Annotated in this window: 13 protein-coding genes; 9 read left to right on the forward strand and 4 right to left on the reverse strand. The window is 41.5% G+C overall.

Features of this window, described 5'->3' with window-relative positions:
- Positions 1–21 precede the first annotated feature (21 nt).
- A complete protein-coding gene (locus WKT17_RS10700; RefSeq protein WP_298060190.1) occupies positions 22–1,203 on the reverse strand; it encodes an ROK family protein in 1,182 nt (393 codons plus the stop codon).
- A 31-nt stretch (positions 1,204–1,234) separates the two neighbouring features.
- Positions 1,235–3,148: a DUF4838 domain-containing protein gene (locus WKT17_RS10705; RefSeq protein ID WP_340272742.1), complete on the reverse strand. Its 1,914-nt coding sequence runs from the start codon at positions 3,146–3,148 to the stop codon at positions 1,235–1,237.
- A 239-nt stretch (positions 3,149–3,387) separates the two neighbouring features.
- Between WKT17_RS10705 and WKT17_RS10710 the strand changes: the two genes are divergently transcribed.
- From WKT17_RS10710 to tuf, 7 genes are all read left to right on the forward strand, one after another.
- A complete protein-coding gene (locus WKT17_RS10710) occupies positions 3,388–4,335 on the forward strand; it encodes a carbohydrate ABC transporter permease (RefSeq protein WP_173749657.1) in 948 nt (315 codons plus the stop codon).
- A gap of 20 nt (positions 4,336–4,355) precedes the next feature.
- Entirely contained in the window at positions 4,356–5,198 is an 843-nt protein-coding gene (locus WKT17_RS10715; RefSeq protein WP_173749658.1) for a carbohydrate ABC transporter permease, read from the forward strand.
- Positions 5,199–5,240: 42 nt separating this feature from the next.
- Positions 5,241–6,734 (forward strand): ABC transporter substrate-binding protein, encoded by a 1,494-nt coding sequence (locus WKT17_RS10720; protein ID WP_298060188.1) that lies wholly within the window; start codon positions 5,241–5,243, stop codon positions 6,732–6,734.
- A gap of 221 nt (positions 6,735–6,955) precedes the next feature.
- Positions 6,956–7,369: a 30S ribosomal protein S12 gene (gene rpsL, locus WKT17_RS10725; RefSeq protein ID WP_111917896.1), complete on the forward strand. Its 414-nt coding sequence runs from the start codon at positions 6,956–6,958 to the stop codon at positions 7,367–7,369.
- A 219-nt stretch (positions 7,370–7,588) separates the two neighbouring features.
- Positions 7,589–8,059, forward strand: a complete 471-nt coding sequence (gene rpsG, locus WKT17_RS10730) for a 30S ribosomal protein S7 (RefSeq protein ID WP_207657634.1) — start codon at positions 7,589–7,591, stop codon at positions 8,057–8,059.
- A 15-nt stretch (positions 8,060–8,074) separates the two neighbouring features.
- Positions 8,075–10,195, forward strand: coding sequence for an elongation factor G (gene fusA, locus WKT17_RS10735; protein ID WP_340272749.1), 2,121 nt, complete (start codon positions 8,075–8,077; stop codon positions 10,193–10,195).
- Positions 10,196–10,347: 152 nt separating this feature from the next.
- On the forward strand, positions 10,348–11,541 hold the full coding sequence (gene tuf, locus WKT17_RS10740; protein ID WP_291682454.1) for an elongation factor Tu: 1,194 nt from the start codon (positions 10,348–10,350) through the stop codon (positions 11,539–11,541).
- 197 nt (positions 11,542–11,738) lie between these two features.
- Here the strand turns inward: tuf and WKT17_RS10745 are convergent, their stop codons facing one another.
- Both WKT17_RS10745 and WKT17_RS10750 read right to left on the reverse strand, forming a co-directional pair.
- Positions 11,739–12,566 carry a DUF2971 domain-containing protein gene (locus tag WKT17_RS10745; protein WP_291682453.1) on the reverse strand — a complete coding sequence of 276 codons (828 nt, stop codon included), beginning with the start codon at positions 12,564–12,566 and terminating at the stop codon, positions 11,739–11,741.
- Between the two features lie 17 nt (positions 12,567–12,583).
- Positions 12,584–13,117, reverse strand: coding sequence for a helix-turn-helix domain-containing protein (locus WKT17_RS10750; RefSeq protein ID WP_291682451.1), 534 nt, complete (start codon positions 13,115–13,117; stop codon positions 12,584–12,586).
- Positions 13,118–13,328: 211 nt separating this feature from the next.
- On the opposite strand from WKT17_RS10750, the gene WKT17_RS10755 reads away from it, so the two are divergent.
- Positions 13,329–13,520, forward strand: a complete 192-nt coding sequence (locus WKT17_RS10755; protein WP_009243123.1) for a helix-turn-helix domain-containing protein — start codon at positions 13,329–13,331, stop codon at positions 13,518–13,520.
- Between the two features lie 13 nt (positions 13,521–13,533).
- The gene (locus WKT17_RS10760) at positions 13,534–14,586 is read left to right on the forward strand and encodes a site-specific integrase (RefSeq protein WP_147567290.1); all 1,053 of its coding nucleotides are present in this window, start codon (positions 13,534–13,536) and stop codon (positions 14,584–14,586) included.
- The last annotated feature ends 2 nt before the right edge of the window (positions 14,587–14,588 follow it).

The raw sequence follows: 14,588 nt of genomic DNA on the forward strand, positions 1-14,588 counted from the left end.
GGGGTTTTCCGTGCTTCTGTTTTATATAACGGATATGTAAAACTGTTTAATAGCATAGGCCGCAGCGCCGGCAGCACCTTCCAAAGGATTGTAGGGAAGGATGTCTACGGTCTGGTCTGTTGGGTCATCCACAAAAAGGAGCTGCTGCTTAATGTAGTCCATGAGTTCCTCACTGATTTCCTCGTTGGAAAAGAGGGGGCAGTGAAGATAAATCTTGTCCGGGTTCATAATAATGGCCAGATTGGAAATGGTAACACCTAAATATTTCAGGGCAGTGGAAATGTAACTGCCTACCTGAGGGTCGCCCAGGGAGAAGGCCTTGGACATATCCTCCAGCGTCAGTTCTTCCGCGGAAGGCTTTAGGGAAGTCAGAACCGTTGCAGCGTTGCTGTTGTAAAGCAACCGGCAATATTTTAAGAGCCAGGTTTCGCTGCAGTAAGTCTGAAGACAGCCGCGTTTGCCGCATTCGCATTTCTTGCCTTCTGGATTTACAATGGTGTGTCCAATCTCTCCGGCATAGTAGTTTGTACCCTGAAAGAGGCGGCTGTCTTTCATCATGGCACAGAACATTCCCAGTCCTATATGGAAAAAAGCAAAAGTTTCCGGTGAAGACTTGTCGAACAGATAGCGTCCGAAAGCCATACAGCGCACATTATTTTCACATATTACCGGAAATGGAAGGCGCTTTTTTAATTCTTTCCCGCTGAATCCGGGAAAAGTAGAAGAATTTACAATCACCTTATCTTGTTTGTGGTCAATGTGTCCGGGTACAGCAACACCAATTCCTATAAGAGAGTTCGTGATTTCAGGGAGACTGTCCAAAATCTCTGTGATTTTATGTATCAGGAATTCTGTAATGTTTTCTTTTGGCTCTGATTTCCTCAGTATGGAAGTTTCGAATACAGGTTTTCCCCGGAGATTGCAGATGAGAAAACGCACATGCCGCAGGGTAAATTCTACTCCCATGGAATATACATGGTCGGGAACTATATCCAGCAGAATCTTCTTTCGTCCGGGAGAAGAGTCTCCATGGGTTTCATCCGAACCTAATTCCCGGATAATACCTTCCTGAATAAAATTTGAGGATATGGAAGTTACTGTAGCGGGGGTAATCTGTGTTTTTTTGGCAATGGTTGAACGGGCAACCGGAGCATGACGGAAAATATATTCCAGAATGGTGCTTCTGTTTTCCTGAGTGGTCATAAGCTGCAAACCTCCTGTAACAAATCTAATATTAAAAGTTTTCAATCAGAGGAAAGCCAGTATAATTGGTAGAAACTTCCACTACCCGATAAACATCAAGGGCTTTCTGGAAAGTGTCTTCCTGCGAACAAATATAATAGGTAAAGGTTTTCCAGGCTTCTCCGGCCTCTTGTGTCCTGCCGTCAGCAAGAAGGAAGAGGGCTTTTGATAATAATATACAATATTCCCTGTGGTAGTCAAGGTGTTTCCAGAAAAGCTGCTGTACAGGGGGCAGCGCTGCTTTGTCCTGGGCAGCGCACACAGACAAAAAGGTTTCTGCTGTCTGTGTCACCTGCTGCATGCTTTTTGCCACAGCAGGATTTTGACGGCTGCCTTTGCCATTGCAGTAATCGCAGTTGCACAGAGAAGAGAGCCGGGACAGGTAGGAAAAGCAGGATTCCCAGTCCTTTCCGTAGGCAGCCTGGAAATATTCTTCGACCAGTTCTTCAAAGGAGCAGTCTGTTCCGAAAAGACATTTTCCCATAATGTAGTTGGGCAGTCCGTTGGGGAGAAAGCAGCGAAGTTCCTGACAACTCATGTATCCGTCCAGTTTTAAATCCGTCAGGCGGTGAATATCCTCGTAGATAATCCGCGAAATATGCAGGTATCCCATATCTCCATAATGAGCTCGGCCCAGGGGATAATCATAATCGAAACATTCTCCGTGGAAAATTTTCTGCCACTGAGCCAGAAAAGAAAGGTTTTCTGTTAGATTTACCGGCAGGGTAATCTGATTTCTCTGATACGGTACAGGTGCGGGGAGCTGTTCCGGAATTTCATAGGACTGCAGAAATGTTCGGCTGATAGGGGCGAACATCATAACAAACCGATGAGGGTGAAGCAGTTTTTCTTCTATGGGAGCCCACAGAAGTTCTTCGTAAATCAGAAAGACAATTTTTGTATCCAGCTGTTTTTGGGTCAGGGCTCTGTCAATTTCATTCAAAATATGTACATACAGGTCCGAGGGTAAATGCTTTTTGCAGGTATCACATTCGCAGTGGTTGTTGGAAGCGTCTGCCAGCCATACATGGAGATAGTCTACTTCGGGATGGAGCATGGCATAAGCCGTTACCTTTTCTGCAAAAGAAGCAATGACATCTGGGTTGGAATAGCACAGGTTCGTGTTAATTGGAATCCCCTGAAAAAATCCTCTTTTTCCGTCCATAAGGGCTGTCATGTTTTCCTGTTCTTTGGTAAGAATCGTGTCCGAAGGAACCCATCCCAGAGTATTTTGTCCCAGTACGGAACAAGTCCAGCCGTGCCCTACCCTATGGTGTTTCAGGCTTCTTTTTTGCAGTTCCCGGTCAATAACCGAGGAGATTTCAGCTGCCTTTTCCAGAGAAAATGCTTCCGGTCTCTTCAGAGGATTGTTTTTATGGCTGTACCATAGATTTAGAAAAGCATAAGGGAGTTCAAACTGCAGAAAAAAGGAATTGTAGCCCAGTTTCGGGAGCCAGTCGATAAATTCCAAAATATTTTCCGGCGTATCTGCGCCTTCGATACAGACTCCTCTGTGGCGATAACGTGCCTTTTGGCGCCGGGAAATCTGGATTTCTTCTATATGGGGGACAGAAGGAATCCATTCATATTCTTTTCCCGGTCTTAGAAAGCGGCAGCCCAGAAGCGTGAGATACTGATACACGCCCAGGAGTACGGAGCGGGGATTACTGCCTTTGATATGCCCGCTTAAATGGGAGATTTCAATTTCGTATTCATCTTCATCTGAAGAACATTCAGAATCAGGAAAGAGTCCGAGGTATATTTTTTTGCGGTAAGTCTCGTCCGTCTGCTCAGTATCTTGCGAAAAAGAAATCGTATTATTTATTTTTGATAAGTAATATTTCAACTCAGAACCAGCGAACAGAATGGTTTTGGATGTTGATAAATACTCAACTCGGATATCCATTTTTAGCCCTCCATAATTTAATTATTAAAAATAATAAATTGTAAATTGATTATAGCGAAAAGAAAACAAAAAGTATATGTGAAAAATGCATATAAAATAAAATGTTAAATTGACTATATTTAACAAAATGATAAATAAATGTTGATTTATTACCAAGAACATAGTATATTATACCCATGGAAATGAAAAGGAAAAATGAGGAAATGATAATTATATAAAATAAATAAATGGAGGGCTATATGAAAACGAAAACAACATTGGCGGAGTTCAAAAGTTTGAATTCTGTCAGAAAAAAACGTATTTTGCGGAAAAATGCCTGGTGCTGGGTGTTTATGCTGCCAACCCTGATTCTGTACATCTTGTTTCAGGGATATCCGATTATTACCAGTGCCTGGTATTCTCTTCTGGATTGGTCGGGTATGACTATGAATGCCACCTATGTGGGACTTGGAAACTTCAAAGAGCTTCTGGCAGACCCCCTGTTTTACAATTCTGTGGCAAACAGTTTTAAGTATATGGCGCTAAGCGTTCCGATTCAGCTTGTTTTGTCGCTGGTTATTGCTTACATATTGACCAGTATTATCCGGAGAGGAGCTACAGTGTTCCGTACCATGTATTTCGTTCCTGTGGTAACGACTGCTTCTATCGTAGGGATTATTATGATTTTTATTTTCGGCGGTACCGGTCCCGTAAACCAGCTATTGTCACTTCTGGGAATTGATACGATTAACTTTCTGGGAGATGAAAAGACAGCGCTCTTTACGGTGGTGCTTATCGGTATCTGGAAAGACCTGGGAACATATATGATTTACTGGATTGCTGCTCTGCAGAGTGTATCACAGGATGTATATGAGGCCGCAAAAATTGATGGGGCCGGAAAGTTCAGAACCTTTACAGATGTAGTTTTCCCTTTGATTCTTCCTATCGGCGGTGTAATCGCTGTGCTGTGCGTCATTGGTTCTTTGAAAGTGTTCGACATTGTGCAGACCATGACCAATGGCGGTCCTTACTTTGCGACAGATGTTGTGGCAACCTTTGTATACCGGACAGCTTATTCCAGTACAACCGGAAGTCCCCGTCTGGGTTATGCCAGTGCAGCGGCGCTCTTGTTTGGTCTTATGGTAGTTATAATCGGTCTTGTGTTAAACGGGGTCAAAACTTACTTTAATAAGAAGAGAAATATTTAGGAAAGGGGATAGGCGAATTTATGAAAAGAGAAAAAATTGCAGGAAAATTTGGGAGAAGTATTGTTTATGTACTGCTTTCTGTTGTGGCTCTGATTTGGATATATCCCTTTATCTGGATGATTACGGCATCGCTGAAAACCCAGGATGAGTTTTTTGCCAGCGGTTTAAGTTTGATACCAAAGAGTCTGAACTTTGAAAACTATGTGAGAGCATGGAACAATGCCAATTTCGGTGTGTACTTTAAGAACTCCATTATTGTAACGGTCAGTGTAGTGGTGATTGTGCTTCTGGCAACTTCTGCGGCTGGCTATGTTATGGGGCGCTATGCTTTTGTGGGCAAGAAACTGATTATGGGAATCTTCATGGCCAGTATTACCATTCCTTTGGTGTTTACTGTAATTCCGATTTATGAATTGCTGAAGGAAATGGGACTGGAACAGAATCTGCTGGGATTGATTCTGGCGGAAGCAGGAGGAGGACATGTTATTTTCCTGATGCTCTTCTCCAGTTTTTACGGGGGGATTCCAAAGGAACTGGAAGAAGCGGCAACCATTGACGGCAGCGGTTTCCTGAAAACGTATTCCAGCATTATGTTTCCGCTGGCCAAACCGATTATGGCAACGGTAGTTATCATGCAGTTTATATGGACCTGGAATTCTTTCCTTTTGCCGTTGATTGTTACGCTGAGCAGACCGGAGCTGAGGACGCTGGCGGTTGGCCTGTATGCCCTTAGGGGAGAAAACGTGGTGGACTGGACAGGTATTGCAGCTGGCGCATGTATTGCGGTGCTGCCGATTATTCTGATATTTATATGCCTGCAGAGATATTTTGTAGATGGTGTAGCAGGTGCAGTAAAGAGTTAAGAAATAAAATTTACTATATTTATTTTAAGGAGGTATTTTAAAATGAAAAGGAGAATTGCAGCATTAGCTATGGCTGGTCTGATGGTATTATCAGCAGCGGGATGCGGCCCTCAGGTAAACGGAGGAGGCTCTGAAGGGAAAGAGCAGGAGTCATCTTCTGAGAAAAAAGAAGATGCAAAAAGTGATGGAGAGGTGGTACTTCAGGTTGTAGATATGAGTGACTCTACAAAGGCCAGAAGAGAAGAGTACAACAAAAAGTTTGAGGAAGAGAACAACTGTAAGGTTGAGTACACGGTATTGGCAGGAGACCAGTATCAGACAACCATCAACTCTTCTATTAAAGCAAACACAGCGCCGGATTTATTTGCTCTTCCAAGCGGTGTGAAATTGTCGACAGCCGTAGAAGAAGGCTGGTATATGCCGATGAATGATTATGTGGAAGACGGATTCTTTGATACTTTTTCAGAAGGTGCATTGAATGAAGGTATTACGACTATGGACGGGGAAGTGTATGTACTTCCGGAAGCGGCTAATATTGTCAATACACTGGTATTTTACAATAAAAATGTACTGGAAGACGCAGGTGTAGATACCAACAGCCTTCCAAAAACCTGGAGTGAATTCAGAGAAGTCTGCAAACAGGTTACAGAAGCGGGAAAAGGTAAATACTATGGTATGATTGAAGGCGGAAAACAGGTAAACAGACTGGAAATCGCTATCCGTGCACTGTCTTGTCTGGCAGGCAGCAAGTCTAATGATATCGGTGTTATCAGTATGGTAGATGGCAAAAATGTACTGAATTCTGATGCTATGATTCAGGCCTTTGATTTTTACAGCGGACTGGTACAGGACGGCAGTTTCCATCCGGATTCCGCAAACCTGGCAGCGCCGGAAGCAAGAGCATTGTTTGCACAGAATCAGGCAGCATTCTTGATTCAGGGAGCGTGGTGTATCTCCACATGGGAAAAAGAAAATCCGGATTTGGAGTTTGGTGTTATGGAAATGCCGGTGCCGGATGAGGGTGCAAAGGGCGGTCTTCCTTACATCGGTGCGCAGCCATGGATGGGTATCTCCAAAACCTCTGAAAATCCGGAATTGGCAGCAAAATATCTTCAGGGACTCTACTCTGAAGAATATCAGTCAGGGGTTGTAGAAGATGGAGGTTTCGTATCAGCAATAGAAGGTGTGAATGAGAAATACATGAAAGACGGCGTTATGAAGGATTACTACACACTGGCTCTGGAACAGGGTAAACTCTGCCCAGACCCAATCGTAGGAAATGCAGATACAGCGGCTGTTTATGCAAATATCAAAGAAGTATCCCCGAATCTGGGACAGATTGTACAGGGTGTTCTTACCGGAAAAACAGATTACAAAGATTCCCTGAATACACTGGCAGAAAATACACAGAAAGAATGGGATAACGGAATTGCAAAAGCAAAAGAAGCGGGGGCGAATGTTTCTGCAGCAGATTTTGAATTTAAAAACTGGAATCCATTAGAAGATTATACGGCAGAGAACTACGAAAGCAAATAAGAGAGGAAAGCCGGGGCCCGGAATTTGGGTTCCGGTTTTTTTCTGCAAAAAAGTGAAAAAGCCCTTGACACCGTAATTTTTCGTGGATATAATGAGAGAGCGTGCAAAAAGACGTAAGTTTTTTGTGCGCAAAAAAGTTTATTCAGAATTGAATGACTTGCAGCCACTAATTCCTTCTATATAAATAGAAGGATGTGCAAATTTTACAGGAGGTGAAAGGAATGCCAACATTTAACCAGTTAGTAAGAAAAGGACGTCAGACTACAGCGAAAAAGTCTACAGCACCTGCACTTCAGAAGAGCTACAACTCTTTACAGAAAAAGACATCTGATATGTCTTCTCCACAGAAGAGAGGTGTTTGTACAGCTGTTAAAACTGCTACACCTAAAAAACCTAACTCTGCTCTTAGAAAAATCGCCAGAGTTCGTCTTTCCAACGGAATCGAAGTAACAAGCTACATTCCTGGAGAAGGTCATAACTTACAGGAGCACAGCGTTGTTCTTATCAGAGGCGGTAGAGTAAAAGACTTACCAGGTACCAGATACCACATCGTTCGTGGTACATTAGATACAGCAGGTGTTGCTAACAGACGCCAGGCTCGTTCTAAATACGGTGCTAAGAGACCTAAAAAATAATAAGTAACTTTTAAAAATCCAGAAATAGTAAAAGCAAATCAGAGGCTTTTATTATGATGAATTCATAGAAGTCACAAAGAACTATTAAAATTGTACCGGGATTCCATAAGCCCAGGAGTGGCTGCGGGTTTATATAGAGAAGTTACCGAGTGCGAACATACAGAATAGTTTGTGTGAGTACCTATGATTTAATCGGAAATGATTAAGGAGGGAAGTAACGTGCCACGTAAAGGACATACTCAGAAAAGAGACGTTCTGGCTGACCCAATGTACAATAGCAAGGTAGTTACTAAACTTATTAACAGCATTATGCTGGACGGTAAGAAAGGTGTAGCTCAGAAAATTGTTTACGGTGCATTCGCCAGAGTGGAAGAAAAAGCTGGAAAACCAGCAATCGAAGTATTTGAAGAAGCAATGAACAACATCATGCCTGTATTAGAGGTTAAAGCAAGACGTATCGGTGGAGCTACCTACCAGGTACCTATCGAAGTAAGAGCAGACAGACGTCAGGCATTAGCTCTTCGCTGGATTACATTGTACTCCCGTAAAAGAGGAGAAAAAACAATGGAAGAAAGACTGGCTAATGAATTATTAGATGCAATGAACAACACAGGTGCATCTGTTAAGAAGAAAGAAGACATGCATAAGATGGCTGAGGCAAATAAAGCATTTGCTCACTATCGTTTCTAAGAGGAGGAAATCCAATTGGCTGGAAGAGAATATCCATTAGAGAGAACCAGAAACATCGGTATTATGGCGCATATTGATGCTGGTAAAACTACCACAACAGAGCGTATTCTGTACTATACCGGTGTAAACTATAAAATCGGTGATACTCATGAAGGTACTGCTACCATGGACTGGATGGAGCAGGAACAGGAAAGAGGTATCACAATTACTTCAGCCGCTACTACATGCCACTGGACTCTGCAGGGAAACTGCAAACCGAAACCAGGTGCATTAGAGCATCGTATCAACATCATTGATACACCGGGACACGTTGACTTTACAGTAGAAGTTGAGCGTTCTCTGCGTGTACTTGATGGTGCGGTAGGTGTATTCTGTGCTAAGGGCGGTGTTGAACCACAGTCTGAAAACGTATGGCGTCAGGCTGACACTTACAATGTACCTCGTATGGCTTTCATCAACAAGATGGACATCCTTGGTGCAGACTTCTACAACGCAGTAGAACAGATTAAAACAAGATTAGGTAAAAATGCTATCTGCATTCAGTTACCAATCGGTAAAGAAGATGAATTCAAAGGAATCATCGACTTATTTGAAATGAAAGCCTACATCTACAATGATGAAAAAGGTGATGATATTTCTATCGTAGATATTCCGGAAGACATGAAAGAAGACGCAGAACTGTACCGTACAGAACTGGTAGAGAAAATCTGCGAATTAGACGATGACTTAATGATGGAATATCTGGAAGGCGAAGAACCTTCTACAGAAGCATTAAAAGCTGCACTGAGAAAAGGTACATGCGAATGTGCTGCTGTTCCTGTTTGCTGTGGTACAGCTTACAGAAACAAAGGTGTTCAGAAGCTTCTCGATGCTATCATTGAGTACATGCCATCACCGGTAGACGTACCTGCTATTCAGGGTACAGACTTAGATGGAAACCCAATGGAAAAACATTCCTCAGATGATGAACCATTTGCAGCTCTTGCATTCAAAATCATGGTTGACCCATTTGTTGGTAAGCTTGCATTCTTCCGTGTATATTCAGGAACAATCAACTCCGGTTCTTATGTTCTGAACTCTACAAAAGGAAAGAAAGAACGTGTTGGACGTATCCTTCAGATGCACGCTAACAAACGTCAGGAATTAGATAAAGTATATGCCGGTGATATCGCAGCAGCTGTTGGTTTGAAATTTACAACAACAGGTGATACAATCTGTGACGAACAGCATCCGGTAATTCTGGAGTCTATGGAATTCCCAGAACCAGTTATCGAGCTTGCTATCGAGCCTAAGACAAAAGCTGGTCAGGGTAAATTAGGTGAGTCTTTAGCAAAACTTGCTGAAGAAGACCCAACATTCCGTGCTCATACAAATAAAGAAACAGGACAGACAATCATCGCTGGTATGGGTGAGCTTCACCTGGAAATCATCGTAGACCGTCTGCTTCGTGAATTCAAAGTAGAAGCAAACGTAGGTGCTCCTCAAGTTGCTTACAAAGAAACATTTACAAAAGCTGTAGATGTTGACAGCAAATATGCAAAACAGTCCGGTGGTCGTGGACAGTACGGTCACTGTAAAGTTAAATTCGAGCCTATGGATGCCAACGGTGAAGAACTGTTCAAGTTCGAATCCACAGTTGTTGGTGGTGCTATTCCGAAGGAATACATCCCTGCAGTTGGCGAAGGTATCGAAGAAGCTATGAAAGCTGGTATTCTGGGTGGATTCCCGGTAGTAGGCGTTCATGCTAACGTATATGATGGTTCTTACCATGAAGTCGACTCTTCTGAAATGGCATTCCACATTGCAGGTTCTCTTGCATTTAAAGATGCTATGGCAAAAGCGTCACCAGTACTTCTTGAGCCAATCATGAGAGTTGAAGTTACAACTCCGGAAGATTACATGGGTGATATTATCGGTGATATCAACTCCCGTCGTGGACGTATCGAAGGTATGGACGATATCGGCGGTGGTAAGATGATTCGCGGATTCGTTCCCCTGGCTGAAATGTTCGGATACGCAACAGACTTACGTTCCAGAACACAGGGCCGTGGTAACTATTCCATGTTCTTTGAAAAATATGAACCAGTTCCAAAATCTGTACAGGAAAAGGTTCTGTCAGGAAAAGCTGACAAATAAGAAATAGTTAAAATAAACTTGCAAATATCCTTGATTTGCAATATAATCAAGGATAGCAGGTTGACTATATCAACCGCCTCGTTATGAGGCAACAAAATCAAAAAAACTATTTGCCCAAACGGGGCGCATGTTAAACAAGGAGGACATTCAAAATGGCTAAAGCTAAATTTGAAAGAAGCAAACCGCATTGTAACATTGGTACCATTGGACACGTTGACCATGGTAAAACAACTTTAACAGCTGCTATCACAAAAACTCTTGCTGCAAGAGTTGCTGGTAACACAGCTACAGATTTCGAAAATATCGATAAAGCTCCGGAAGAAAGAGAACGTGGTATCACAATCTCTACAGCTCACGTTGAATATGAAACAGAAAAACGTCACTACGCACATGTTGACTGCCCAGGACATGCTGACTACGTTAAGAACATGATTACTGGTGCTGCTCAGATGGACGGTGCTATCTTAGTAGTAGCTGCTACAGACGGTGTTATGGCTCAGACAAAAGAGCACATCCTTCTTTCCCGTCAGGTAGGTGTTCCTTACATCGTTGTATTCATGAACAAATGTGATATGGTTGACGATGAAGAATTACTTGAATTAGTAGATATGGAAATCCGTGAACTCTTAAACGAGTACGAATTCCCAGGCGATGACACTCCAATCATCCAGGGTTCTGCTTTAAAAGCTCTTGAAGACCCAAGCGGAGAATGGGGAGACAAAATCATGGAATTAATGGATGCTGTTGACAGCTGGATTCCAGACCCACAGCGTGACACAGATAAAGACTTCATCATGCCTGTAGAGGACGTATTCTCTATCACAGGTCGTGGTACAGTTGCTACTGGTAGAGTAGAAGCTGGTGTTCTTCACGTATCTGAAGAAGTTGAAATCGTTGGTCTGAAAGAAGAAACACGTAAAGTAGTTGTAACAGGTATCGAAATGTTCCGTAAACTGTTAGACGAAGCTCAGGCTGGTGATAACATCGGTGCTCTTCTTCGTGGTGTTCAGAGAAACGAAATCGAAAGAGGACAGGTTCTTGCTAAACCAGGAACAATCACATGCCATACAAAATTCACAGCTCAGGTTTACGTTCTGACAAAAGACGAAGGTGGCCGTCATACACCATTCTTCAACAACTATCGTCCACAGTTCTACTTCAGAACAACAGACGTAACAGGTGTTTGTATGTTACCAGAAGGTACAGAAATGTGCATGCCTGGTGATAACGTAGAAATGACAATCGAACTGATTCACCCAATCGCTATGAGCCAGGGTCTTACATTCGCTATCCGCGAGGGTGGACGTACTGTAGGATCAGGACGTGTTGCTACAATCATCGAGTAATCACTGATTAATATATATTGAGTACCGTAAGGTACATTGTGTCCAAACGTAAGATACCCGTAGAACTTCGGTTCTACGGGTTTTTCTGTTGCCTGGAAAATATAAAAGGGCGGAAAAGAATAACGAACGGCATAGAAAAACGGTTGCCGGGAGAGTGTCCTGACAACCGTTTGTGATAACAGAATGATAACAAAATCTTAAATTAATCCAACTAAAGAGCTTTCGTGCAGTACTGCTGATGGATTATATTTTTCTATAAGTGAATTTATAATTAGGCGATTTCCCGCACTGATTTTGGGACTTAAGGTAATTTCCATTTGTGCGTAAGCATTTTCATCTAGGGTTAAATCATAAAAAGGAAAAGCCTGTTTGGCCTGACCAAGTAAAATCTTGGCACTAGTTGTTTGAAATTCTTGAACAGATTTGTCAACTGCTTGATTTAGATTTAGAGGCATGAGTAATAAAATATATCTCCATTCGTGTTGGAATGCCCAATGTATATTCTTATGCTTACCAAGGTTGCCTAAAGCAATATTAAATTTATCCCCGTCTTGGGTTAATAATTTAGGATACAGTTTGTTTGAATCAGAAGTATATTCAACTTTATGTAAAATGTTATTACCCAATGCTCCAGGAGCTATAAATCCATTTTTGAGCATATCTGCAATAGGAATTATAGATTTTAAATAAGATCCATTTGAATTATCAGTTACTGTTTGATGTGTAACCGCCGATATTGACGAAGGGGTATTTTCAAATTCTTTAAATGGATTTGCTTTTAATTTAATTCTAACTCCGGAACTAAGAGAACTATACATTTTCCACATAGGGATATTCTCTGTTTCATCATCAGTCCAAGAACTTACATAGCAAAATTGACCAGCATTTTTTAAATCAAATGCTTCTTTTTCCTGTAGATCATCCATTTGATCTAAGGAAGTTAATCTAAAGGTATGGTTTGCTAAAATTAATGCAAGAGTTTCAATACTAGTATAATGATATAAATAATCAGGTGTGTTTTGCAAAATGATTTAATACCTCCTTAAGTCAGATTATATGTCTTGATGTCATTACCTTCAGTGCCCTTCTTAACGATGGTATGACAACCTATCGTAGTTCCCATAGCACGCAGTTTCCATTCTTCCTGGGTGGCGTTCAGCTTATCAAGTTCTTCCTGTCTTTTATCAGCATCTTCAATAGCTAATATTTCAGCTTTTTCCTTTTCATAGACATTTTTAAATTGACACCATTTCCTGAAAAAGTCCTGCATTGTAGGATTATCGAACGTCAGTGAAATTTTCTGATCAGGCATCTCAACAAGTGAGAGATTCACAGAATCATCAATAGAAAACAACAGGGAGAGTACATCTCCGACTGTTTCAATATTAAAATCCAGAAAAACACTTACATTTAATCCCAGTGCAGTTGCTATCTTTTCTAACTGGTCCGGTTTTGGATTCCGGATTCCAAGTTCATATTTTCTGATCGTTCCTACGTTAATGCCGGACAGCTCGGCTAATTGTATCTGACTGTATCCTCTAAATTCCCGGAATGCCCGGATTTTTTTGCCAACCATAATGCTGCCTCCTTAATAATATTTGTGCTTCTATTCTAGCACAAAAGTGAATGATACAAAAGAGTGAGATTTAACAAATTGCCGATACGCAAGCAATAGGTATGGAATGGAAAAAAATAAATTCGCAAATGTTTATTGACAAATTCACAAAAGTGAATTATTATAAGAGAACAACGAAAGAGTCACAAAAGTGACTAGAAAGGAGGACGATATGAGAACTAATTATATGATGACTGTTGATGATGTCATGGAAGAATTAGGTGTGAAACGCAGTAAAGCATATTCTATTCTGAAGCAGCTCAATGATGAACTGGCAAAGGAAGGATATGTAGCAGTTCGTGGAAAGATTCCACGTCCCTACTGGGAAACAAAATTTTATGGATGCTCTCAGAGAGCAGTATGAAGGAGGTTTTAAGATGTCAGCTTACAAAGACAAAACACAGGGAACCTGGTATGTGAGCTTCCGCTATATTGACTGGACAGGTAAGAAAACGCAGAAGCTGAAAAGAGGGTTCAAGACAAAGAAAGAAGCATTGAATTATGAAAAGGAATTCATAAGAAAGACTGCAGCGGATATGAAAATGGAGATGAACAGTTTTATTCAAGTCTATTTTGAAGATAAAAAGAATGAACTGAAAGAAAATTCAATCCGTAATAAGCTGCACATGATGAACAAACACATTGTTCCGTATTTTGGAACAAGAAAAATGAATGAGATTACACCAGCAGAGATTATCCAGTGGCAGAATGCCATTCAGGAAAAAGGATACAGCAAGACTTATGAGCGTATGATCCAGAATCAGTTAAATGCACTGTTTAATCATGCACAGAAAATTTACAATCTGAAGGAAAATCCATGTAAGAAAGTAAAAAAGATGGGGAAATCGGATGCAAATAAGCTGGAGTTCTGGACGAAAGCAGAATATGACAGATTTATCGTTGGGATTGAGCCGGGGAGTGAAGATTATCTTATATTTGAAATTCTGTTCTGGACAGGAATTAGGGAAGGAGAGCTTCTAGCATTGAGTCTTTCGGATTTTGATATGAGTGGAAATCTCCTGCATATCAATAAGACCTATAACCGGATCAAGAAAAGAGATGTGATTGATACTCCAAAAACAGAAAATTCGGTCCGTACTATTGACATTCCCAATTTCCTTAAGGAAGAGGTACAGGAGTATGCAAAGAAGCATTATGGATTTCCGGAAGATCAGCGGTTGTTCCCGATTGTGGCGAGAACACTGCAGAAACGTCTTAAGAAATATGAAGCACTGACCGGTGTAAAACCAATCAGAGTGCACGATATCCGTCACAGCCATGTGGCATATCTGATCTACCAGGGCGTAGAACCACTGATTATCAAGGAAAGGCTGGGGCACAAAGACATTCAGATGACATTGAACACTTATGGGCATCTGTACCCGTCACAGCAGAAAAAAGTTGCTGAGATGCTGGACAATAAACGTTAATA

It is taken from the genome of Blautia sp. HCN-20427 (genome assembly GCF_037890365.1).
Taxonomy (GTDB): Bacteria; Bacillota; Clostridia; order Lachnospirales; family Lachnospiraceae; genus Blautia.

Coding starts and splice junctions, on each gene's coding strand:
- WKT17_RS10700 (WP_298060190.1), bottom strand. CDS start 1,203: ATGACCACTCAGGAAAACAGAAGCACCATTCTGGAATATATTTTCCGT.
- WKT17_RS10705 (WP_340272742.1), bottom strand. CDS start 3,148: ATGGATATCCGAGTTGAGTATTTATCAACATCCAAAACCATTCTGTTC.
- WKT17_RS10710 (WP_173749657.1), top strand. CDS start 3,388: ATGAAAACGAAAACAACATTGGCGGAGTTCAAAAGTTTGAATTCTGTC.
- WKT17_RS10715 (WP_173749658.1), top strand. CDS start 4,356: ATGAAAAGAGAAAAAATTGCAGGAAAATTTGGGAGAAGTATTGTTTAT.
- WKT17_RS10720 (WP_298060188.1), top strand. CDS start 5,241: ATGAAAAGGAGAATTGCAGCATTAGCTATGGCTGGTCTGATGGTATTA.
- rpsL (WP_111917896.1), top strand. CDS start 6,956: ATGCCAACATTTAACCAGTTAGTAAGAAAAGGACGTCAGACTACAGCG.
- tuf (WP_291682454.1), top strand. CDS start 10,348: ATGGCTAAAGCTAAATTTGAAAGAAGCAAACCGCATTGTAACATTGGT.
- WKT17_RS10750 (WP_291682451.1), bottom strand. CDS start 13,117: ATGGTTGGCAAAAAAATCCGGGCATTCCGGGAATTTAGAGGATACAGT.
- WKT17_RS10755 (WP_009243123.1), top strand. CDS start 13,329: ATGAGAACTAATTATATGATGACTGTTGATGATGTCATGGAAGAATTA.
- WKT17_RS10760 (WP_147567290.1), top strand. CDS start 13,534: ATGTCAGCTTACAAAGACAAAACACAGGGAACCTGGTATGTGAGCTTC.